The organism is Pseudofrankia sp. EUN1h (assembly GCF_001854645.1).
In the GTDB taxonomy this organism is placed as follows: Bacteria; Actinomycetota; Actinomycetes; order Frankiales; family Frankiaceae; genus Pseudofrankia; species Pseudofrankia saprophytica.
In genome coordinates, this window is sequence record NZ_MBLN01000061.1 from 123,279 (window position 1) to 145,891 (window position 22,613).

The 22,613-nt window shown below is 73.2% G+C and carries 16 protein-coding genes; 8 read left to right on the forward strand and 8 right to left on the reverse strand.

Annotation, left to right across the window (positions count from 1 at the left end; genetic code table 11):
• Nucleotides 1-155 precede the first annotated feature (155 nt).
• Entirely contained in the window at nucleotides 156-833 is a 678-nt protein-coding gene (locus BCD49_RS22350; RefSeq protein ID WP_071041857.1) for a response regulator transcription factor, read from the reverse strand.
• On the reverse strand, nucleotides 830-1,966 hold the full coding sequence (locus BCD49_RS22355; protein WP_071041858.1) for a sensor histidine kinase: 1,137 nt from the start codon (nucleotides 1,964-1,966) through the stop codon (nucleotides 830-832). The genes BCD49_RS22350 and BCD49_RS22355 overlap by 4 nt, the downstream gene beginning before the upstream one ends.
• Before the next feature lie 153 nt (nucleotides 1,967-2,119).
• Between BCD49_RS22355 and BCD49_RS22360 the strand changes: the two genes are divergently transcribed.
• From BCD49_RS22360 to BCD49_RS43650, 3 genes are read left to right on the forward strand one after another with little or no spacing between them, the layout of a single operon-like run.
• The gene (locus BCD49_RS22360; protein WP_083401623.1) at nucleotides 2,120-3,133 is read left to right on the forward strand and encodes an ABC transporter ATP-binding protein; all 1,014 of its coding nucleotides are present in this window, start codon (nucleotides 2,120-2,122) and stop codon (nucleotides 3,131-3,133) included.
• Complete coding sequence (locus BCD49_RS22365; RefSeq protein ID WP_071041859.1) at nucleotides 3,130-4,791, forward strand: ABC transporter permease subunit; 1,662 nt, start codon at nucleotides 3,130-3,132, stop codon at nucleotides 4,789-4,791. Before BCD49_RS22360 ends, BCD49_RS22365 begins: the two co-directional genes overlap by 4 nt.
• The gene (locus BCD49_RS43650) at nucleotides 4,788-5,636 is read left to right on the forward strand and encodes a hypothetical protein (RefSeq protein ID WP_007513927.1); all 849 of its coding nucleotides are present in this window, start codon (nucleotides 4,788-4,790) and stop codon (nucleotides 5,634-5,636) included. Before BCD49_RS22365 ends, BCD49_RS43650 begins: the two co-directional genes overlap by 4 nt.
• Before the next feature lie 120 nt (nucleotides 5,637-5,756).
• On the opposite strand, the gene BCD49_RS22375 is transcribed toward BCD49_RS43650, so the two are convergent.
• A complete protein-coding gene (locus BCD49_RS22375) occupies nucleotides 5,757-7,214 on the reverse strand; it encodes a DUF4331 domain-containing protein (protein WP_071041860.1) in 1,458 nt (485 codons plus the stop codon).
• 246 nt (nucleotides 7,215-7,460) lie between these two features.
• Between BCD49_RS22375 and BCD49_RS22380 the strand changes: the two genes are divergently transcribed.
• The 5 genes from BCD49_RS22380 to BCD49_RS22400 all read left to right on the forward strand — a co-directional run bounded on the left by BCD49_RS22380 (nucleotide 7,461) and on the right by BCD49_RS22400 (nucleotide 14,612).
• Nucleotides 7,461-8,822 carry a tetratricopeptide repeat protein gene (locus tag BCD49_RS22380; RefSeq protein ID WP_035929934.1) on the forward strand — a complete coding sequence of 454 codons (1,362 nt, stop codon included), beginning with the start codon at nucleotides 7,461-7,463 and terminating at the stop codon, nucleotides 8,820-8,822.
• A complete protein-coding gene (locus BCD49_RS22385) occupies nucleotides 8,819-10,684 on the forward strand; it encodes a high frequency lysogenization protein HflD (RefSeq protein ID WP_241832376.1) in 1,866 nt (621 codons plus the stop codon). Before BCD49_RS22380 ends, BCD49_RS22385 begins: the two co-directional genes overlap by 4 nt.
• A 187-nt stretch (nucleotides 10,685-10,871) precedes the next feature.
• Nucleotides 10,872-11,588 (forward strand): hypothetical protein, encoded by a 717-nt coding sequence (locus BCD49_RS22390; RefSeq protein WP_007520077.1) that lies wholly within the window; start codon nucleotides 10,872-10,874, stop codon nucleotides 11,586-11,588.
• Nucleotides 11,589-12,042: 454 nt separating this feature from the next.
• Complete coding sequence (locus BCD49_RS22395; RefSeq protein WP_007520078.1) at nucleotides 12,043-13,119, forward strand: DUF1214 domain-containing protein; 1,077 nt, start codon at nucleotides 12,043-12,045, stop codon at nucleotides 13,117-13,119.
• A 278-nt stretch (nucleotides 13,120-13,397) separates the two neighbouring features.
• Nucleotides 13,398-14,612, forward strand: coding sequence for an alcohol dehydrogenase catalytic domain-containing protein (locus BCD49_RS22400; RefSeq protein ID WP_071041862.1), 1,215 nt, complete (start codon nucleotides 13,398-13,400; stop codon nucleotides 14,610-14,612).
• A gap of 309 nt (nucleotides 14,613-14,921) precedes the next feature.
• On the opposite strand, the gene BCD49_RS22405 is transcribed toward BCD49_RS22400, so the two are convergent.
• The 5 genes from BCD49_RS22405 to BCD49_RS22425 form a co-directional block, all read right to left on the reverse strand.
• Nucleotides 14,922-16,385: a catalase gene (locus tag BCD49_RS22405; RefSeq protein WP_071041863.1), complete on the reverse strand. Its 1,464-nt coding sequence runs from the start codon at nucleotides 16,383-16,385 to the stop codon at nucleotides 14,922-14,924.
• Nucleotides 16,386-16,729: 344 nt separating this feature from the next.
• Complete coding sequence (locus BCD49_RS40905) at nucleotides 16,730-17,680, reverse strand: FHA domain-containing protein (protein WP_007520083.1); 951 nt, start codon at nucleotides 17,678-17,680, stop codon at nucleotides 16,730-16,732.
• The gene (locus BCD49_RS22415) at nucleotides 17,677-18,951 is read right to left on the reverse strand and encodes a VWA domain-containing protein (RefSeq protein ID WP_007520085.1); all 1,275 of its coding nucleotides are present in this window, start codon (nucleotides 18,949-18,951) and stop codon (nucleotides 17,677-17,679) included. The genes BCD49_RS40905 and BCD49_RS22415 overlap by 4 nt, the downstream gene beginning before the upstream one ends.
• Nucleotides 18,951-20,243 carry a PP2C family protein-serine/threonine phosphatase gene (locus BCD49_RS22420; protein ID WP_116439423.1) on the reverse strand — a complete coding sequence of 431 codons (1,293 nt, stop codon included), beginning with the start codon at nucleotides 20,241-20,243 and terminating at the stop codon, nucleotides 18,951-18,953. Before BCD49_RS22420 ends, BCD49_RS22415 begins: the two co-directional genes overlap by 1 nt.
• Nucleotides 20,243-22,600: a tetratricopeptide repeat protein gene (locus BCD49_RS22425; protein WP_442960520.1), complete on the reverse strand. Its 2,358-nt coding sequence runs from the start codon at nucleotides 22,598-22,600 to the stop codon at nucleotides 20,243-20,245. Before BCD49_RS22425 ends, BCD49_RS22420 begins: the two co-directional genes overlap by 1 nt.
• Between the last annotated feature and the right edge of the window lie 13 nt (nucleotides 22,601-22,613).

Here is a 22,613-nt window from a genome sequence, read left to right on the forward strand (position 1 = left end):
TAGTGGTCTGCCATCCGACCCGTGCGTCCAGTGGGTCTGGGCGGAGGAGACGACGGAGCCTCCCGCGCAGACCTGTCCGGGCCGGCGAAGGCCCGGCATCGCAGCTGATCACGAGCCGGCACGATCCGGCGATGACCGCCGTGTGGTCGCTGTCGTCAGTCACCGGCCCCGTCCCCGGCGGCGATCCGGTAGCCGACGCGGGGGGTGGTGGTGATGACCGGGGGGTCGCCGAGCTTGYGGCGCAGGCGGCCGATCGTGACGAGGACGGTGTTGGTGAACGGGTCGGCGTGCTCGTCCCAGACCTGTTCGAGGAGGTCCTCGGCGCTCAGATACGCGGGGCTGGCCCGTAGCAGCGCCTCCAGGACCGCGAACTCCTTGACGGACAGGTCGAGGGGGCGGCCGTCGCGGGTGACGGTCCGGCGGATCGTGTCGAGCTCGAGGCCGGCGGCTCGCAGCGTCGCCGGCTGGACGGTGGGCCGGCGGCGCGCGAGCGCGCGGATGCGCAGCACCAGCTCGGGGAAGTGGAACGGCTTGGTGAGGTAGTCGTCGGCACCGATCGACAGGCCGCTGACCCGGTCGACGGGCGAGTCCGCGGCGGTGAGCATCAGCACCATCGCCCGCTCGGCGCGTTGCAGGATCAGCTGGCAGAGGGTGTCACCGTGGATGCCGGGCAGGTCCCGGTCGAGGACGACCACGTCGTAGCTGGTGGCGGCGAGCTTGGCGGCGGCCTCCAGGCCGTCGTGCGCGACGTCGGCGGCGATCGCCTGGTCGCGCAGCCCTTCGACGAGCACGGCGGCGAGCCGGCGCGCGTCCTCGACGACCAGGACCCTCACGCCGCGGCCGCCGGGCCTGGCGCGGCCACCCGCGGCAGCGCGACGATGACCAGCAGGCCGCCGTCGCCCCGGGCACGCAGCTCGAGCGTGCCGCCGTGCGCCGCCGTGATCGCGGCGACGATCGACAGGCCGAGCCCGGCGCCGGCGGCGTCCGAACCGGTCCGTTCGACGCCGAGCCGGCGGAACGGCTGGGCCAGCTCGGCTACCTGCGCCTGGTCCAGCACGTCGCCGCCGTTCTCGACGACCAGCCGGGCAGTCGTGCCGGACACGGCGGTGGTGACGCCGATCCAGCCTCCGTCATGGTTGTGCCGGATCGCGTTGTCGAGCAGGTTGTCGATCATTCGGCACAGCAGCGGCTGGCTGGCGACGACCCAGGCGTCGTCGAGGCTGTGGACGCGATGCAGCACCAGGCCGGCGCCGCCAATCGCGTCGGCGCGCGGGGCGAGTCGCGCCGAGACGGCCGCGTCGAGGGAGACGGTCGCCCGGTCGGGCAGCTCCCCGTGCTGGCCGCGGGCGAGCGCGAGCAGCCCGTCGAGCAGCTCGTCGACCCGGTCGAGCTCGACGCGTACCCGGTCGGCGAGCAGGAGCGTCTCGGCTGGGACCGGGCCCGGTTTGGCCGCGGCGACGTCGACGAGCGCGCGGACGGTCGCCAGCGGGGTGCGCAGCTCGTGAGAGGCGTTGGCCACGAAGCGGCGCTGCGCGGTGAACGCGCCGTCAAGGCGTTCCAGCAGGGCGTCGATGGTGTCGGAGAGGTCCTTGAGCTCGCCATCTGGGCGGGTCATGGCGAGCCGCTCGTGCAGGCTGTCGGCGGAGATCCGCCGGGTGRCCGCCGTGATCACCCGCAGCGGGCGCAGCACCCGACCGGCGGCGACCCAGCCGACCACGAGCGACGCGACCRCCATCACCGCCAGGGCGACAGCCGACCCGAGCAGGTAGCCGTGGGAAACGGCCTGGGTGGCAGCCTCCTGTGTCGGCGGGACGGATCTGTCAGGGGAGATCGACACGGCGACCGTGGCCGACGACGAGGAACCGACGCCGTTGGTGATCGCCAGCAGCACGATCGCCGAGACCACGAACAGCCCGCTGTACAGCGCCGTCAGCCGCAGCCGCACGGTGCGGCGTACCCGGATCATCGTCGCCTCCTGCGCCGCCTGCGGCCCCGACCGCCCACGATGGCCGACCGGCCCTAACAGCGAGATAACGGTCGCCGTTCGGCCCATGTCAGTGCCCGCTCCATAGAACCCCGTCATGCCACCGACGGCATACGGCATGGGAGGGCTACTCGGATGGGAACAAGCATTGAGGTCGACAGCCTGCGTAAACGGTTCKGGTCGACGACAGCGTTGGACGGGATGACGTTCACGGTGTCGCCCGGCCGGGTCACCGGGTTCGTCGGCCCCAACGGGGCCGGCAAGTCCACGACGATGCGGGTGATCGTCGGCCTGGACGCACCCGACGCCGGCACCGCGCTGGTCGGCGGCCGGCGGTACGCGACCCTGCCGCGCCCGCTGAGCCACGTCGGGTCGCTGCTGGACGCCGCGGCGCCGCAGCCGGGGCGCAGCGCCCGCAACCACCTGCTCTGGCTGGCCCACTCGCAGGGCCTCACCGGTCGCCGCGTCGACGAGGTGCTCGACCTCGTCGGCCTCGCCAGCGCGGCGCGGCGCAAGGCCGGGGGCTACTCGCTGGGGATGCGCCAGCGGCTCGGGATCGCCGCGGCGCTGCTCGGCGACCCGCCGGTGCTGATGTTCGACGAGCCGTTCAACGGGATGGATCCCGAGGGGATCGTGTGGATGCGCGGCTTCCTGCGGGGGCTCGCGGCCGACGGCCGGACCGTGCTGGTCTCCAGCCATCTGATGGGCGAGCTGCAGGACACCGCCGACCACCTGCTCATCGTCGGGCGCGGCCGGCTGATCGCGGACACGTCCACGGCGGCGCTGCTCGCGGCCGCGGCCGGAAACAGGGTCCGGCTGCGCACGAGCGCCCCGCCGGCGGCGGCGGTGGCGCTCGAACGCGCGGGCGCGTCGGTGATGCCCACGGGCGCGGAGACGCTGACCATCGCCGGTCTTCGGGCCGCCGAGGTCGTCGCGGCGCTGAGCGCGGCCGGTGTCCCGTTCGCCGAGGTCGCCGCCGAGCAGGCCAGCCTCGAACGGGCCTACCTGGACCTCACCCGCGAGTCCGTCGAGTACGCCGCGCGGCCCGCGTCCCCAACGCCCGTCGTCCCAACGTCCGTCGTCCCAACGTCCGCAGTCCCGACGCCGGCCGTCCCGGCGGACGCGACGGAAAGGGACCTGACCCGATGACCGACACGCTGTCGCCGCCCGTCGCCACGCCGGCCAGGCCGCATGGGCGGTCCACGTTCGGCTGGCTACTGCGGGCCGAATGGACCAAGTTCCGAACGCTGCGCGGCTGGGTCCTCGCCCTCCTGATCGGCGCCGCGCTCATCGACGTGATCGGGCTGTTCGCCGTCCACAGCACGATCTCCTGCGAACAGGGATCCGGCCGGGACTGCTACCAGCCGCTGCCCACCGGGCCGGGCGGCCAGGCGGTCACCGACTCCTTCTACTTCGTGCGCCAGCCGCTCGCCGGAGACGGCGGGATCACCGTCCGGATGACCGCACTGACCGGCCAGTACTCGGCGCCTCCCACCGCCCCGGCGAGCCCGGGGCAGCAGGCCGACGAGGTCGACGCGACCCAGCCCTGGTCCAAGGCCGGCATCATCATCAAGGCGAGCACGACCCCCGGGTCGGCCTACGCCGCGATGACGGCCACCGGCGGCCACGGCACCCGGATGCAGTGGAACTACACCCACGACGCCGCCGGCCTGCCCGGCGAGGTCGCCGCCGCGTCACCGCACTGGCTGCGGCTCACCCGCACCGGCGACACGGTCACCGGCTACGACTCGGCCGACGGCGTCACCTGGACCAAGGTGGCCACCGCCCACCTGGCCGGCCTGCCGGCGACGGTCCAGGTCGGGCTGTTCGCCACCTCACCCGGCGTCCTGGTCGTCACCGAGTCCTTCGGCGGTTCGTCCGCGATCGGCACCTCGAGCACGGCGACCGGCACGTTCGACCACGTCTCCCTGTCCGGCGCGACGCCAGGCACGGACTGGACCGGCCAGGCCATCGCCGGCGACCGCGACGGCGCTGGGACTGGCGACGGCGCTGGGGCCGGCATCGGCGCCGGCACACCGAGGGCGGGGCCGGGCGGCGATCAGCGGGGCTCCTACGAGCGGGCCGGCGACCAGATCACGGTCACCGGGGCCGGCGACATCGCGCCGGCGGTGCCCGGCATGAGCAGCAGCCCCGCCCCGACCGCGGCGGTCGAGGACCATCTCGCGGGCGTCTTCMTCGGGCTGATCACGCTGGTCGTCGTCGCCGCGATGTTCGCGACCGCCGAGTACCGGCGCGGCCTGGTCCGCGTCACCCTGGCCGCGATGCCGAACCGGGGCCGGGTGCTGGCCGCGAAGGCGGTCGTGATCGGCGCGGCCACGTTCGCCGCCGCGCTGGTGGCGGTCGCCATCGCGGTCCTGATGGGCACGCGGATCTCCCGCGACGAGGGGTCGTACGTGCTGCCCGTCAGCGGACCGACCGAGGTACGGGTGATCGTCGGGACCGCGCTGCTCGTCGCCGTCTGCGCGGTCCTCGCCCTCGCCGTCGGGGTGATCCTGCGGCGCGGCGCCGGCGCGGTCGCCGCCGTCGTCGTCGGGATCGTGCTGCCCTACCTGCTGGGCGTGGTACCCGCGCTGCCCGTCGAGGCCCGCGAATGGGTTCTGCGGGTCACCCCGGCCGCCGGCTTCGCGATCGAGCAGAGCATCCCGCGCTATGCCCAGGTCACGGCCGAGTACTCGCCGCCGGCCTATTTCCCGCTCTCGCCGTGGGCCGGCTTCGCCGTTCTGTGTGGCTACGCCGTGGCCGCGTTGGCCGTCGCGTACGTCCTGCTGCGCCGGCGCGACGCATGACGGCGACGGCACCGGTCCTGACGGCTCAGGACCAGCGGCCATCGCCGCGAGATGCCTGGCTCACCGGCCGGCGCGCGTTGCGCGCGGAGTGGACCAAGCAGCGGACCGTAGCCGGGCCCGGCTGGTTGCTCGTCGCCGCCGCCGTGCTGACCATCGCGGTCAGCGTGGCGGCGGCGGCCGCCACCCACTGCAGGCCGGGCGGCGAATGCCCCGTCGACACCGCGAAGCTGAGCCTCACGGGTGTCCAGCTCGGCCAGGCGGTGGTCGCCGTCCTCGCCACGACGGCCGTCGGTGCCGAGTACGGCACCGGCCTGATCCGGGTGACCCTGACGGCGGTTCCCGGCCGGCTGACGCTGCTGGCCGCGAAGGCCGTCACGGTCACGGTCCCGGTCCTGGTCGCCGCGACCGCGGGGGTCCTCGGCTCGGTGCTGGCCGGCGGGCTGCTGCTGCCCGGCCATGGCCTGGGCCCGTCGCACGGTTTCACGGCGCTGACCCTGACGGACGGGTCGGTCCTGCGAGCCGCTGGCGGATCGATCCTCTACCTGGAGCTGGTTGCGCTGCTGGCTCTGGGTGTCGCAGCGGCCGTCCGGGACTCCGCCGTCGCGATCGGCGTCGTCCTCGGCCTGCTGTACCTGTTCCCGATCATCGCGGCGGCCACCGCCAACCCCCACTGGCAACGCCGTATCGAGCAGCTCAGCCCCATGACCGCCGGCCTGGAGATCCAGGCCACCACAAACCTGAGTGCCCTGCCCATCGCGCCGTGGTCCGGCCTGGGAGTGCTCGCTGCCTGGGCCGCCGCGGCCCTCCTCACCGGCGCGCTGCTCCTCCGTTTCCGCGACGCGTGACGAACGACGAACGACGACCAGGTCACACCTTCGGTCCATGACCGGAACGAGGGCCGCGACGCTGTGGCGTCGCGGCCCTGTCCGGTGTCGCGATGAGGCCCGCGGTGGCTCAGCCGCGGGTCAGCGGGAGCCGGGAGTGGGCAGGGCGACGTAGGGGAACGCGGCGGCGAAGGGCACGTTGTTGGCGTTCACCGCGTCGCCGAGAGCCTTGGCCGCCGCCGGCGGGTTCGGCAGCAGGACGCCCTGGACGGCCTGCAGCTCGATGTCGACGACGTCGTCGGTCAGCCGCCGCCCGTTCGGGAACCCGGCGGTGTCACCGCCGACCACGCCAAGCCGATGCGGGTGCGCCGTCGGCGGGACCGACATGTTCAGCCGCAGCGCCTCATAGGGGACGATCCTGCTTGGGGTGGCGTCCTTGTTCAGCGTGTGCGCGTTCAGGTCGACGCCGAGGTTCGCCTTGCTCACCCCGGTCAGGAAGGCCGCGACCAGGTCATTGCGCGGCTCCTTCGGCGCGGGGACGTGGTAGATGGCCTCGATCAGCTTGGGTAGCTCCGGGTTGGTGACGTAGCGCAGGAACTGTGCGTCGCGGTCCGGGTTGGAGTTGTTGAACCGGTCCTTCTGCCCGACCGGGACGACCACCTCGTTGACGAGCGGCGAGCCGAGCCGGGACACCTGCGACCAGCCGCCACCGCTCGCCGGCTGGCCGTTCCCGCCTGTGCCGGGCAGGACGCGCAGGCTGCGCCGGTCGGTGGTGCTCCAGGCCCCGATCACCGGGTTTCGGGCCGGGTCACCCTTCAGCGCCAGGTCCTTCTTCGGCACCTGCAGCACGATCGAGTTCACGTTGTATCCGGCGAGGGTGTCCTTCCCGATCTCCGTCGCGTTACCGCCGTAGAGCAGGTCGAACACCCGCAGGTCCAGGAAGAACGGGTCGTCGGCCTGGCCAGCGAAGGTCTTCAGGCCGCCGGGCAKGGTGCGTACCGCGTCGGACCGCAGCTTCGCGTAGTCCGGCATCGAGGCGACACCGACGTTCGACGGCGCCACTGGCACGTTGTCGGCCAGCACCGTGGTCTTCCCGCCTCGGACCAGCTCCAGCTTGTACGTCTGGGTGAAGTTCAGGTCCGGATCGTTCAACGCCGTGACCGAGCCGGTGTTGTACAGGAACGTGTTCGGGTTCTTGTAGTGGGACGTGAACGTCCACCGGTAGGTCGAGTCCGCCTTCGCGTCGCCGTCCGCGTCGACGTGCAGGTTGTAACGGGCGTCGGTCGCGAACGGGAAGAAGTTCGGGCCGCCGGCCGGCTCGGAGAACGGTGACCAGTTGGCCACCAGGGTCACCGTGTCCGGCGCGTCCGGGCTCACGAACGCATAGGTGTCCGTGTTGTCCACGGTCGGGTCGGCGGCGATCAGCGGCGCCTCCCGGTGGCTGGACGCCTGGCCGGCGAGCGGGGTCGCGACGACGGCGGACGCCACGCCCAGGGCGAGCGCGGCGACACCCGCCAGGCGGCGCCGCGGGTCGCGCCGCGGGCGAGAACGGGGGCGTGGATCGGGGGAAACATCGCGGTCGGTTGCCTGTCGGTTCACGGATCACCTCGAAGGGTCGCCGGGCCGGCTCTTCGCCGGCCTCGCAAGGGCTGTTCGAGGCCGGTCATGGCGCGGATGGGTGCGCGTCGGTGGATGCGCCGTGTCGCGTGGCTGACACGTCAGGTGACCGGTCCACGACCGGCTCGGCGCCGAAGAAGCAATCGGCAGACCGTCGGCAACCGTCGGCTGGCCGGCCGGGCCAACTCGCGCCCGACGGCCACCGTCGCGGACGTCAAGGGGCGAACGATGAGACGACGAGCAGGCCGCGCCGCAGTCGGCGCCGCGCTCACCGTGGCCGTGCTGGCCGGGGCGGCAACCGCCGCGGTGCTGGTGGGCTGGGGCCCGACCGGCGGCGATGGCCGGCGGGCGGCAGGGGACAGCGCCGCCGCCAGCGGGCGAAGCGCCGATCCGGCGGCCCAGGTCGGCCGTCAGATCGACGCGCTGACCGCGCGGCTGCGCACCCTGCCCGGAGACTGGCCGGGCTGGGCGGCGCTCGGCGCCGCCTACGTGGAGCAGGCGAGGGTCACCGGGGACCCGACCTCCTACCCGCGGGCCGAGAACGCCTTCGCCCAGTCGTTGCGGGTCCACCCCGGCGGCAACGACCTCGCGCTCGCCGGACAGGCATCGCTGGCCGCCGCCCGGCACGACTTCCCGGCGGCGCTGCGCCTCGCCGACGCCGCGATCGCCGTCAACGAGTTCAGCGCACCCGCCCAGGGCGTGCGCGCCGACGCGCTCGTCGAGCTGGGCCGCTACCCCGAGGCCTGGCAGGCGGTGCAGCGGATGGTCGACCTACGCCCGGACGTGTCGTCGCTGGCCAGGGCGTCCTATGCCTTCGAGCTGCGCGGCGAGGTCGAACCCGCCAGGCAGACGCTGCGGCGGTTGCTGGTCGACGCCACCTCGCCGGCCGACGCCGCCTTCGCCTGGCTGCACCTTGGCGAGCTCGCCCGCGACACCGGTGATCTGGCCGGCGCCGATGACGCCTACCGCCGAGGCCTCGCCGCCGACCCGGTGTCGGCCCCGCTGCTCGCCGGCCGGGCGCGCGTCGCCGCCGCCCGCGGGCAGACCGACGCGGCGTTGGCCGACTACCGGGCGGCCGTCGGCCGCTCGCCGCAGCCGGCGCTCGTCATCGAGTACGGCGAACTGCTCGAGTCGCTGGGCCGGCTGCCCGAGGCCCAGGAGCAGTACACGCTCGCCCGGGCGACCGCGGCCCTGTTCCGCGCGCAGGGCGTCGACGTCGACGTGGAGCTCGCGTTGTTCGAGGCCGACCACGGCGACCCGGCGGCGGCGCTGGCCGCGCTCACTCCCGCCCAGCCGCGCCGCGCCGGCGTGTTCGTCGACGACGCCCACGCCTGGGCTCTGCACCGGCTCGGCCGCGACGGCGAAGCGCTCGGCTATGCGCGCTCCGCCGTCGCGCTCGGCACGCCACGAGCGCTGTTCCGCTACCACGTCGGCGTCATCGAGGCGGCCCTCGGCCAGCGTGACGCCGCCGTCGTCGACCTGCGGGCCGCGCTCGACCTCGACCCGCACTTCTCCCCGCTGCAGGCGCCGCGGGCCACCGCGCTGCTGGCCTCGCTCGACGACCCGCGCCCGACGGGCGGCGACCGATGACCGCCCGCCGGTTGCCGGCCGGCGGCTCGCTGCACGGCGCCCGTCCGTTGCGCGGCGCCCGCGCGCTGCTGGTCGCCGGCCCACGGCCGGCCGGCGCCCCGCGGCCGCGGTGGCGCGCACGCGGTCGCCTGCGCCGCCCGGCAATGCTCGTCTGCCTGGTGGCCCTCTTCCTGTCGCTCGCGGCCGGGGTGGCCTCCGCCCACCCCCTCGGCAGCTTCACCGTGAACACCGCGAGCGTGTTGCGGGTGGCGCCCGACCGGGTCCGTGTCGATGTGGTCGTCGACTTCGCCGAGATCCCGACGACCCAGCTGCGGCCCGACGTCGACGCGGCCGGCCCGGCGGCGTGGCGGGACGCGGAGTGCGCCAGGATCACCAGCGACCTGAGGGTGGCCGTGGCTGGCGCACCGGCCAGGCTGTCCCCCACCGGGGGAGCACTGACCTTCCCCCCGGGCCAGGGCGGCCTGTCCACGATGCGGCTGGTCTGCCGATACAGCACCGCCACGACGCGGGGGCTGCTGGACCCGGGCGGCACCGACGTCGAGTACACGCTGAGCGCCTACACCGACCGTTCCGGCTGGCGGGAGACGATCGCGGCTGGCGACGCGGCCACACTCGTCCGCGGCGATGTCCCCGACCAGTCGCCGAGCGCCCTGCTCACCGCCTACCCGACCGACCCGCTCGCCGGCCGGTCCGACGTCACCCATGCGTCGCTGCGCGCCCGGCCCGGTGGCCCGGTGGCCACCGACGCGTTCCCGGACGTCCCCGACGACGRCACCGCCGGCCCGGCGGGCGAGGCGTCCCGCGGCGGCCAGTCCGTCTCCCGGCCAGGGAACGGCGGGCTGACCGCACGGTTCACCGGACTCGTCGGCCCGGACTCGGCGCTGACCGTCGGCGCCGCCGCCGTCGCCCTCGTCGTGGCGCTCGGCCTCGGCGCGGCGCACGCGTTCGCGCCCGGCCACGGCAAGACCCTGATGGCAGCCATGATCATCGGGCGACGGGCGACCCGCCGGCAGCTCGCCGGAATGGCGGGCGCCGTCACGCTGACCCACACTGTCGGGGTCTTCGTGCTGGCCCTGGCACTGTCCGCATCGGCCGGCCTCGCGCCCGAACGCCTCTACCCGTGGCTCGGTGCCGCCAGCGGCCTGCTCATGATCGGCCTCGGGCTCGGGCTCCTGCGCTCGCGGTTCGGCCGGGGCGCCCCCCGCCTCACGGGCGTCCTGGATCTCGACCACCGCGGTGATGACCACCCGCACGGCCACGACCACGGGCACGCGCACGACCACGACCACGCGCACAGCCACAGCCACAGCCACACGCCCGACCACGGCGACGGCCACGGCCACGGCCATGCGCACGACCACGCTGGAACGCCTGGCCACAGCCACAGCGATGCCGATGCCGGCGATGGTGGCGATGCGCACGGGCACCACGATCACGCGGACGGCCGCGGGCACGACCACCCGCACGGGCATCGGCACGGTGGCCGGTGGCACAGCCACGCACCGCTGCTGGCGGCCGACGGGACTCCACCGCGTCTGCGCTCGCTGCTGCTGACCGGCCTCGCCGGCGGCATGGTGCCGACGCCATCGGCGGTCGTTGTGTTGCTGGGCGCGATCAGCCTCGGGCGGGCGTCGTTCGGGGTGCTGCTGGTCATCGCCTACGGCCTGGGCATGGCTTTCACCCTCGTCGGTGTCGGGTACCTGCTTGATCGGTCGCTGCGCCCGCTGCTGCTCCGGCTGTCGCGCAGGGCGCCACGGCTTGCCGCGTCGGCCCTGGCCGCGGGGCCGGTCGTGAGCGCTCTGATGGTCATCGGGGTTGGAGCGCTGCTCATGCTGCGCGCGGGAATGCCGTCGCCGGTCTGACCTCGCGACGGTGCCCGACGGCGCGGATTCCCTTAGAAATTGCGTTGCGAACGGCGGGCCTATCCGGTGAAATTCTCGAGTGTTCGCATGGAGGAGGTGAAGCCATGACGAAGCGAATGAGATAGCCGCCAGTCAGCCAGCCGGGCCATACGGTGCCCGGCGCTGGCGGCCAGGAGGAGTGTGCGTCGTGCGCAACCACGGCGAGAAGACGAAGGACATGGCCGAGTCCGTGCTGCCCTCGACCGCGCGCCGGTCGGCCCGGCAGGAGCGGCGTCGGATTCATCAGCGTCAGCGCGCCCGTGAGCGGAACCTTATGGTGGTCGTCCGTGGCAGCGCGGAACATGACGACGGCGACGCCGACTTTCGTGAGGTGTTCCGTCGTCGGGACATCTCCCAGATGGTGTGGGACCGCCGGGGCGCCGACAAGACCGGCTCGCTGGTCCGCTGGGCGGGCAGCCGGGTCGACCGCGACGACAGCCTGCGGGAGGCGTCGGTCGACGAGCAGATCCAGTACTTCGCCCGCCTGCTGCCCGACAACCTGATCGGCCGGCACGCCGTCCAGCACATCGAGTTCGCGCTGGAGTACCGCGCGCGCCCCGGCTACTGGCGCTCCTACCGGGCCGAACAGGACGCCCGCCGGCGCCGTGAGCACGACCAGCTCGCCACCGACCTGCGGGCCGTCCTCGAGACCGGGCGCCACCGTGAACTCAACGAGGCCCTGCGCGCGGGCTACCTCCGGCAGGCCGGTGTCCGTCCCTGCGGGGCCCAGCCGACCGTCCCCGTCGGCGCTGTCGGCCGCCTCCTGCTGGGTGCCCACGACGTCGACGACTTCGTGAACACCGTGGCCGGCCGCCACCCCTGGATCCTCGACATCGCCCGCGGTCTCGCGCGTAAGGCCGGGTAAGGGCGTCGGGCTCCGGCATATTCGCGCTTTGCCTTGTTTTGGGCCGACTGGTCGACTGGTCGGCCGAATGGCTGGCCGGCCGGACGTCCGCGCCGTGCCCCTTGGCTCGAACGCGCGAGCCGTTCATGATCTGGTGGGATTTTCGGCGCTACAGCTCCGAAAATCCCACCAGATCATGAAACTCGGCACCGCGCTGGAGCATTGGGCGAGTGCGCCGGCCCCGGCCCGTTCGCCGACGCGGCGAACGGCGGGCGGCGGGGTGGTCCGCGTCGCGGCGGAGACGAGCGGCCCGGCCCGGTCTCCGCCGCGGCGCTGGAATGTCGACCCGGCCGCGTTGCCCGAACATTGTCGGTGTCCTTCCTGCCCCTGGCGTCCGAGCAGTACCTACCAGTAGCGTTCGCCGCGGCGCGGCGGCGGTCGCTCGCCGCGCGGCGGACCGGACGCGGGAGAGCCCATGGCCACACAGACGGAGCTGGTGTTCGCGGAGCTGTTGGCGGAGCTCGGCGTGCTCCAGAAACGGTTCGTCGAGCAGCTCGCGGATTTCGGCGACGAACAGACAGTGTTAGAAGCGCACAAGTGGATCCTGTCGATCCTGCAGGTCGCGTCCGACGTCAACGTCTGGGCCGACCCGGCCCGCCCGCGTTTCATCGACATCGTCGGCTCCTACAAGAAGTGGGGCGGCGACAACGCGGACGCGTTCTACAAGTACGCCCCCATCGACCCGGCCCGCACCTACCGGGTCACGGTCGAGCCCGGGGACGCCGTCTATCTTTCCCTCACCGTCTACGGCGGTCCGCGCGACGGGCGCTACTCCGAGCGCATCGTCGGCACGGTGAACAGCACCACCGCCGGGCCGGACGCGGACGGGGTCATACGGATCGTCCTGTCCGCCGAGGAGCCGGACGAGCCCGGCGCGGTCTGGATCAGGCTGGAGCCCGACGCCGTCGCCGCGATCACCCGCGACTACCTGGAGGACCCGGTGCGCGGCCGCCAGGCTCGCTGGGACATCAGCGCCGACGACCCGCCGGCCACGTTCCGCGAGTCGGACGAGGATCTGTCCCGGCGGCTGCGGGCCGCGCTCACCTGGCTGCGCGAGCAGGCGGCGATGGTCCCGCTCGGGCTCGGCGCGCCGAACACGATCGACCCGCCCTACCCGGTGCCGACGGCCACCTTCGGCTGGGCCGCCGGCGACGCCGCCTACGCGATGGGTTCGTTCGACCTCGACGACGACCAGGCACTCGTCATCCGCGGCCGGTCGCCGCGCTGCGCCTTCTGGAACCTGTGCCTGTGGAACCCGTTCCTGCACACCTACAACTACGACTACGAGCGGGTGACGATCAACGGCGCCCAGGTCGCCCACGAGCCCGACGGCTCCTGGGAGATCGTCGTCGCTCCCACGCCCAACGCCCATCCGAACTGGGTCTCCACGGCCGGCCACCGCAGGGGCCGCATCTGGTTGCGCTGGTTCCTCCCCGAGGCCACCCCGACCCAGCCAACCGTCGAGGTGGTCCCGGTGGTGAGCCTGACCTGACGGGTGTGCGTCGTTCTGTGTCGACCCGGCCCGGGGCGCGGAACCGGTCGGGTGCCGATATCTATTTCAGGAATGCCGCTCTTTTCCTCTCCCACCCATTCGCCTCGCCAGGCGCCGGCGCCTCGCCCGGGTGATAGTTACCTGTAGCGATGGGATGAGCCCGTCGTGTCGTAGATGTTGGCGCATCGGACAGCGGACTGGAGGTCCGCCGTGAATCGGACCGGCGGGCGCTCGCGGTCGATATCGCGAACCGCCGGGCAGGGAAGGAGCGGAAGGTGATGAGAGCAGTCGTATGGCACGGCGTCGGCGACATCCGCCTTGACACCGTCACCGAACCGAAGATCGAGCAGCCGACCGACGCCGTCGTTCGTGTCACCACCGCGGCGATCTGTGGCACGGACCTGCATTTTGTCCGGGGCACGGTACCGGGGATGAAGCCGGGCGTCATCGTCGGGCACGAGGGCGTCGGCGTAGTCGAAGAGGTCGGCCACGGCGTCCGCAACTTCAGGCGCGGTGATCGGGTATTGCTGTCCGCCGTGCTCGGTTGCGGCTCCTGCTCCTACTGCCGCAGCGGCTATTTCGCTCAGTGCGACGACATAAACCCGCGCGGCCGCAGGGCCGGATCGGCCTTCTACGGCGCTCCGATGGACAACGGCTCGTTCGACGGGTTGCAGGCCGAGTACGCTCGCGTGCCCTATGCCCACACCAATCTGTTCCGGCTGCCGGACTCGATCTCCGATGATCAGGCGATCCCGCTGTCGGACATCTACCMCACCGGATACTTCGGTGCGGTCATCGCTGAAGTGTCCGACGGCGACGTGGTGGCGGTCTGGGGCTGCGGGCCGGTGGGACAGTTCGCGATCCTGTCGTCGTTCCAGTGCGGCGCGGCGAGGGTGATCGCGATCGATGGCCATGCCGATCGACTGGAACGCGCCCAGACGCTGGGAGCCGAGGTGGTCAACTTCAACGAAGAAGACCCGGTCGAGGCGATCCTGGACCTTACGCGCGGTATCGGTCCCGACCGGGCCATCGACGCCGTGGGGGTGGACGCGGAAAGCCCGAAGTCCGGCCCGGCCGCCGCCAGGGCCCGCGAGCAGGATGACCAGCACCGCGAGGAGCTGCGGCAGATCGCCCCCGAGACGAACGAGCACGACGGGCACTGGAAGCCCGGCGACGCGCCGACGCAGGCTCACTTCTGGGCGGTCGAGAGCCTGGCCAAGGCGGGCACGCTCGGCATCATCGGTGTGTATCCGCCGACCGACCGGTTCTTCCCGATCGGCACCGCGATGAACAAGAACCTGACCGTCAAGACGGGAGTCGGCAACCACCCGCGGTACATCCCGAAGCTGTTGGCCATGGTGGAGTCCGGCGTGGTGAGCCCGGAGAGGCTGGTCACCCAGCACGAGCCGATGCGGGACGTGCTCGCCGCCTACGAGGAGTTCGACCTGCGCCGCCCCGGYTGGCTCAAGGTGGCTCTGGACCCGACCAGCTGACCGCCGCGGCCACCTCGGCCCGAGTTCGCCTGGCCCAAACGGGTGCGCCGCGCGAGCCTTGTCGGGTCGCTGTCGTCGAGCGGTTCCACGCCCGGCGGTCCCCTGCCCCATCCTGAGCGGTGTGCGTTTTCAGACGCTATCGCGAGATGTGCGGGTGGCCCAGGCCGGTCTCCGGAGACCGGTTCCGGCCTTTGCATCGGGGGGTGACCGTGTCCCGTAGGACCCTGGCCTGGCCACCGGGTGGTGGCCAGGCCAGGGATGATCAGGCGGGTGCGGGCCAGCCGCCCGTCGGCGGCCCGTGGTACCCGCCTACGCCTGCCGCTGGGCGCGGACGCCGGCCTCGACCGCGTCGCCGAGGTTCTTGTCGACGTTGCGCCAGTACTCGAAGGCGCGGACGAGGACCGGCTCGCTCACGCCCTTGAGCAAGTGGCCGACGATGTTGCTGACCAGGCGGGCCCGGGCCGCGTCGTCCAGGACCTCGTGGACCATCGTGCCGGCCTGGCCCCAGTCGTCGTCGTCCGGGCGCAGGGTGTACGCGGTGCGCATCATCTCGCCGTCGGAGTACCAGAGGCCGTCGTCGCCGGTCAGCGCCGGGTCGGCCTTCGGGCCGCCGTAGGAGTTCGGCGCGTACACCGGGTCGGTGGCGTTCTGGATGCGCATCGCGCCGTCCTTGGCATAGCTGTGGACGGGCACGTGCGGCGCGTTCACCGGGATCTGCTTGTAGTTGACGCCGAGGYGGGCGCGGTGGGCGTCGGAGTAGCTGAACCCGCGCGCGAGCAGCATCTTGTCGGGCGAGAGGCCGGTGCCGGGGACGAGGTTGTTCGGCTCGAACGCGAGCTGCTCGATCTCGGTGTGGTAGTCGGTGACGTTGCGGTCGAGGGTCAGCCGGCCGACCTCGTGCAGCGGGTAGTCGCCGTGCGGCCACACCTTGGTCAGGTCGAAGGGGTTGAACCGGTAGGTCTTGGCCTCCTCGAACGGCATGATCTGCATCTTCAGGGTCCAGCTTGGGAAGTCGCCGGCCTTGATCGCCGCGTACAGGTCGCGCTGGTGGTAGTCGCCGTCCGACCCGGCGAGCCGGTCGGCGTCCTCCTGGGTGAGGAAGTCGACGCCCTGGTCGGTCTTGAAGTGGTACTTCACCCAGAACTTCTCGCCGGCGGCGTTGATCCACATGTAGGTGTGGCTCGAGTAGCCGTTCATGTAGCGCCAGGTCTTCGGGATGCCGCGGTCGCCCATCAGCCAGGTGACCTGGTGGGCGGACTCGGGGGACAGTGTCCAGAAATCCCACTGCATGTCGTTGTCGCGCATGTTGTTGTCGGCCCRCCGCTTCTGCGAGCGGATGAAGTGCTGGAACTTCATCGGGTCACGCATGAAGAACACCGGGGTGTTGTTGCAGACGAGGTCGAAATTGCCCTCGCTCGTGTAGAACTTCAGCGCGAAGCCGCGCGGGTCGCGCCAGGTGTCGGGGCTGCCGCGCTCCCCGGCCACCGTGGAGAACCGGGCGATGGCCTCCGTCCTGGCGCCGGGCTGGAACATCGCCGCCCGGGTGTAGGCACTCACGTCCTGGGTGACCTCGAAGGTGCCGAACGCGCCACCTCCCTTGGCATGTGGCTGGCGCTCCGGGATGCGCTCCCGGTTGAAGTTCGCCATCTGCTCGATCAGATAGTGGTCCTGCAGCAGCAGGGGACCGTTCGGTCCGACGGAAAGCGAGTGCTCGTCACTGGGGGCCGGCGCGCCGGCGTCGGTCGTCGTCCAAGGGCGTTCCTGGGTGGTCACGCGCGCGCTCCTTTGCGTATGTCGGGACGCCGCTGCCCGAAATGGTCGTGGTACCGGGACGCCACCGGCGCCACACACGCGGCGCTGGCCTGCCGGTATTGAGGGTTCTTGGTGTTGGCAGGCCGCTGCTGACGTGGGTCGGACGTTGAGTCCGCGTACCCGTCGTCGCCCCTGACAAACGCCGGTGGTGATGTGGCCCTCGGTCCCGCTCTGGCCGTTTCAGCCACCCGGTACCGGTTTCGGCGGGTCGCCGCCCTCGCCACGGCACACGGCCTGGCCCGCCCGCGGGCGGCGCAGCCTCGTGGGCGGGGCCGCCTGGCGGGCAGGTCGGTGGGCGGGGCCGGTCAGCGGGCTCGTAGCGTGATCCGGGTCCACGAGCCGAGGTAGATGTGCGCGCCGTCGGCGAGTTCGACCGCGACGCCGCGTTCCACCCGGCGCAGCCCGTCCCCGAGCCAGGTGCCGTTCGCGGAACCGAGGTCGATGATGGTGAGCGGGCGGCCCGCGGGGTGTTCGAGCAGGGCGTGGGTGCGGGAGATGCCGATGTCCTCCGGCGGGAGCGACAGGTCGATCTCCGGGAAGATCCCTCGGGACCGGCTGCGCCGGCCGATCAGCGTCCGGTTCCCCAGCAGCGCGACGAGCCGGGGCGGCGTGTCGGCCGGGAACGGCGCCGAGCCGTCGTCGCCGCGGTCGAAGTAGGCCCGGTCGGGCACGATCTCGGCCAGCCAGGCGGCGGATACGCCGACGGGCGGGTCCTGGCGCGGCGGCACGGATGGCGGCGCCGGCGGGGGAGTCGGCTGGGTCGGGCCGCGCGGGCTCGGGCGCACCCAGCCGGGCGGCGCGGTCCGGGTGACGTAGTCGTAGCCGCACTCCTCGCAGAAGCGCTGGCCGGGCTCACGCGGCGTCTCGCACAGTGGGCAGATCTTCTCCGGCGGCATGGGTCCCGCGGCCGCCGCGGCCGGGGACGGCCCCGGCCCGGCCGGGGTGGCAGACGGAGTACCGGCCAGCGGAACGCCGGCCACGGGAGGGCCCGGCTGTCCGCCCGCGCCCAGGAGGCGCTCGTCGGCCGCTGGCCGGGGCACCGGCCACGGACCGGTGACCCAGCCAAGCGGTGGCCGCGACGACGGCGCCGCAGTGCCGTCGGCCGGCAGCGGCGTGGTCGCCACCTGCGTGGCACCGCCCGCGCCGCCCCCATCGGGGGCGCCACCGATGTTCGCCGCGGCCTCGATCCGGGCACCGCACTCGTCACACCAGTCGTCGGTGGCCGAAAGGTGACCCAGCGGGCAGCGGACGCTCACCGCGGCGCGGGGACCGTCTTCGTCGACTGGGCGTCGAGATCCATCTCGTCCAGCTTCTCCACGTTCGCGCGCAGCTTCACCCTGCCCGTCGCGGCGTCCTCGATCTCGATCACCTTCTCCAGCAACGCCAGCCTGTCGGTGTCCCGGGCCTCGGTGGCGAGCCGAGCCGCCCGCCCGAGCAGTGTCGCGGCGGTCTGCTCGTCGCCGTCCTTGTGCGCCTTGAGACCCTTCTGTATAGCGTCGGCGAGTTCGGCCTGTCCGGTGTAGTGCGCGACCGTGCCGTCGATCTGGGTGCTCAGCTCGATGTCGTCGGTCCACGCCGCGAGCACCTTCGCCTCCGCGAGCGGCTCGTCACCGACGACCAGACGCACCCGGGCCGCCAGCTTCTCGACACCGACAGGGCCTGGGAGGATCTTGACGCCCAGGTGGTACACGCGCTTCTCCTCGCCCCACGCGCCGGTCGGGTAGTCCCTGGTCAGCGCGTCCACCGGGATGGCGCTGCCGGTCAGTTCCGCGACGTCCGGGAGCACCTGCCGCATGAACAGCACCTCGGCGCCCCGCGGCGTCCACACCCGCAGCGTCACCTTGTCGATCCCCCGGCCGAGGGCCGCCTCGACGACGGCGCGGAAGTCGTCGGCCATCTCCCGCGGCTTGCGGATGAGAGCGACGCCGCCGAGCAGCCGCTTCGCGATCCGCCGCAGCTGGGCCACCTCCCAGTCCGCGCCGACACCGCGGCAGTCGCACTGGAACACTCCCTCGCACTTGTCCAGCGCCTGGTCGAGCTCCGCCTCGGTCTGGCCGTTCTGGCCGTCGGTAAGCAGGATCGCGTGGTGGATCGCGTCCGGCCTGGTCAGCATCAGCTCGCGCGCGAGCAGCAGCCACTTGCCGATCGCCGTCCCGCCGCCGGCCTGCATCCGGCTCACCGCCAGCTTGGCCTCCTCCCGGGTGGTGGCGGAGGCGGCGGCCAGGCCGTCCCTCGGCGGGTAGAGCTTCTTGGCGAAGTGCTCGCCCTGCACGACCGCGAACAGCACCCCGTCGCTCAGCGTGTCGATCGCGGCCTTCGCCGCCCGGCGCGCCTCGATGATCTTGTTGCCGCCCATCGACCCGGAGCAGTCCATTATGATCACCTCCGCCGCCGTTCGCCCGACCTGCCGGCCCTGGCCCTGGCCCGGCTTGCCGGTCGACGCGGTGACCGTGACCACCGCGTGCACATCCGTCCCGCCCGTGGACAGGTACTTGTTCTGGTTGACCTCGGAGGTGAAGTCGAGCATCAGCCTCTCCCCGGCATGTCGATGACGACGACGGTGATGTTGTCGCGGCCGCCGGCCCGCAGCGCGACCTTGGTCAGGTGGCGGGCGACCGCGAGCGCGGACGCGCCGGGTGGCAGGTCCGCGACGTGCGCGGCCAGCTCGCTGACACCGGAGGCGTAGTTCCACAGCCCGTCCGTGCACACCACGATCCGGCCGGGGCCGGTGACCGGTACGAAGGCGACACTCGGTCGCGCCTCGACGCGGTCGGGGCTGAGCCACCGGGTGATGGTGTGCGCGCCAGGGGCGGTGTCGGCGGCCTCGGGCGGGATGATGCCGGCACGTACGGCCTCGGCGGCGAGCGTGTCGTCGGCGGTCAGCCGCAGCGCGCCGCCGTCCGAGCCGAGCAGGTAGACCCGGCTGTCACCCAGCCAGCCGACCGTGAGGTCGGTGCCGGTGACGATGGCCGCGGCGAAGGTGCACGACGGCGCCGGGTCGCCGGCCGGCGCGGCGGGCATGGCCCGCTGGGCCCGCTCGGTCGCCGCGCGCAGCGCGCCCTGCACCGCCGGGGCGTGCGGCCGCGCCGCGGCGAGCCAGTCCGCGAGCGTGGTCGTCGCCGCCTGAGCCGCCAGCGCGGCGGCCGGTCCCGAGCCGGGCACGGTGGAGACGCCGTCGCAGACGACGGCGATGGCGGCCGTCCCGGTTCCGTCCGCCGTCGCGGGATCCGGCCAGGCGACGAGGCGCAGGCCCATCGCGTCCTCGTTGTGCCGGTGGACGAGTCCGCGGTCGCTGACACCGGCGAGCCGTCCGAGGTCCACCTCGACGTGGTCGCCGGGGTGGGCCGAGCCCAGCCACAGGCCGCAGTCGAGGCAGTAACCGTCGTCGCCGACCGCGGCCGAGGAGCACGCCGGGCACGACCTGCCCGGACTGGCGAACCGGGGACTGGCGGCGGGTGTTGGGGTCTCCAGTGACACCGTCGACCCGAGGGAGGCGGTGGAGCCCAGCGAGACGGTCGGCTCCGGCGGCGCCGGGGCGCGCGGTGTCCCGTTGGCATCGCCCGCCGCACCGGTCCCGGGCGCCGCGTCCTGGGCAGGCGGCGCGGGTCGGCTGGCGGCGCCCCGCGGCTCGTCGGAGACCCCGGAGGGGTCGGCAGCCGGCAGGTCGGCAGCCGGCAGGTCGGTCGCGGGCAGGTCGGTCGGAGGTAGATCGGTCGCGGGCAGGTCGGCTCCGCACTCCTCGCAGTAGACGTCCGCGTCGGCCGCCTCCGCCGAGCAGACCGGGCAGAGCCGCGCCGCCGTGGTCCTCGTGCCCGCCATCAGACCAGCGTCCTGGGACGGAAGCTGTTCGCCAGGTCGACCAGCTCGTACCGGATGGCGGCGGTCGGCGCCTGCTTGGCCATCTCGCGGTAGACCCGCTCCAGGGCGAACCGCAGGTCGGGCTCCCGCAGTCGGGCTCCGGCGACCCGGACGTCGTCGGCGCCCATCCCCGCGTCCGCGATGACCAGCTTGAGCGCGGCGTCGAGCAGGTCGCGGGCGAGCGCCGCGCGCCGTACCTCGTCGAGCCTGAGCCCCTGGCCGCCGCTGAGGCGGTCGAACACCCGTGCCGCCGCGGCGATGTCGTCCCGGCTGGGCTTCACCGTGCCGAGCACCCTCGCCAGCCGGATCTGCGCGTCCAGGTATGCCGCGGAGGACGGCGGAACCCGCTGGTAGGCCTCCACCGCCCCCGTCCGGTCGTCCCGGGCGGCGCGGACCCTGGCGAGCCCGAACGCCGCGCTGGTGTACCCGTCGTCGGTGCGCGACACGATGTCGTACATCGCCTCGGCGGCCGCCAGGGCGCCGTCGACCTCGGCGGCGAGCGCGAGCGCGAGCTTGGGCGCGAGCTCCCCCGGTGCCTCGGAGTAGACCCGGTCGAAGGCGCCCCTGGCCGTCGCCGCCTCGCCTCCCGTGAGCGCGAGCAGCCCGCGGTAGTACTCGACCCGCCACTCCCAGGGGTCCTCGTCCGCGACCTCGTCGAGCACGCGGCCGGCCTCGGCCGCCTCGCCCGCCTCCATCAGGACACGGGCCCGACGCAGCCGTACTTCGACTGTCTGGGGGCTGATCGCGGCGAGCAGCTGGGCGAGCGTGGCGGGGTCGCTGTCCGGCAGGGCCGCCAGGGTGCTCGCCGCCTGGTCGGCGGGGTCGACCCGCAGCGCCGGCAGCACCGCCCACGGCGGCCCGGCCCTGGTGCCGTCCAGTTCCTCGCCGGTGAGGTGGCTGTCGCCGGCGAACAGCCGGCTTGGCGCCGGCAGCGGCCTGCCGTCCTTCCTGGCGACGATCTCGCGCAGCACACCCAGCAGCTCGTCGTGCATCTCGTCCGCGCTGGTGAACCGGTCGTCGGGCACGGGCGCGGTCGCCTTGCGCAGGAACCGGTAGAGCGAGTCGCACTCGTTCAGCGGCGGGTGCTCCGAGGCGGGCGGGAGGCGGTACCGGTAGGTGGAGGTGTTGCCGCGGAAGTTCAGGATCAGCGCCGCGAGCGTGCGCCCGACCGTGTACAGGTCGGAGGCGACCGACGGCCCCTGCCTGGCCACCTCCGGCCCCTGGTAGCCGGGCGTGCCGTAGATCACTCCACCGTCGTCGTCGAGCCGGCGGACGGCGCCGAGGTCGATGAGCTTCACCGAGTCCCCGGCGAGCATGACGTTGTCGGGCTTCAGGTCGCAGAACACCAGGCCGCCCCGGTGCAGGTAGGCGAACGCGGGCAGCATCGCGAGGACGTAGGAGATCGCCTCGGCGGCTGGCAGGGGGTTCGGCGTGCCGTCGGCCTCGTCGCGCCGCGCCTTGAGCAGCGCGCGCAGCGACGTCCCGCCGACGTACTCCATGACGATGTAGCCGCTGCCCGCGTGCTCCACGAACGTGTAGATCTTGACGATCGCGGGATGGTTGACCGAGGCGAGGAACCGGCGCTCGGCGACGGCCGCGGCGTAGGCGTCGGCGTCGCCCGTGCCGAGGATGCCCTTGAGCACGACCCAGAAGGTCTCGTGCACGCCGGTGTCGCGGGCGAGGTAGATCCAGCCCTGGCCGCCGTGCGCGATCGCGCCCTCGATCTGGTACTGGCCCACCCGGTCGCCCTTGGTGAGCGCCGGCACGAACGAGAACGGCGTCCGGCACTTGCCGCAGAACCCCTTGGCCCTGGCCGGCCGCTTGGCGCTGGCGCGGCCGACCGGCTGCTTGCAGTCGGGGTTCGGGCAGTATCGGTGGTCCTCCGGAACCTGCGGGTCGTCGAGCAGCATCGAGGTCGGGTCGGGCGCGGGCAGCTCCGGCACCTGGACGAGGCCGGCGCCGAGCCGGCTGCGCGGCCCGGTCGTGCGCGTCGAGCGGCGGGAGCGGCCGGACCGGCTGGCCCCGGACCCGCTGGAGCTTCCGGTGCCGCTCTCACTGGCGCTGGCGCCGGCGCCGGGGGTGGTGCTCGCGGGGACGGCGGAGCCCGCGCCCGCCTGCGCGCTCCCGCCACCGGCCGGGCCCGCGGCGAGCCCGCAGACGTCGCAGTAGCCGTCGACGATGCGCCCCTCGCAGGTGGGGTCCGGGCAGCCGTTGGGGCCCTGGGCGCTGGGCTGGCCTGGCGCTACTGACGCCGGGCCGGCCGTGGCGGGCGGCTGGTAGGCGGTACCGCACGTGTCGCAGTAGCCGTCGGCGTCGATCGTGCCGTCCGGG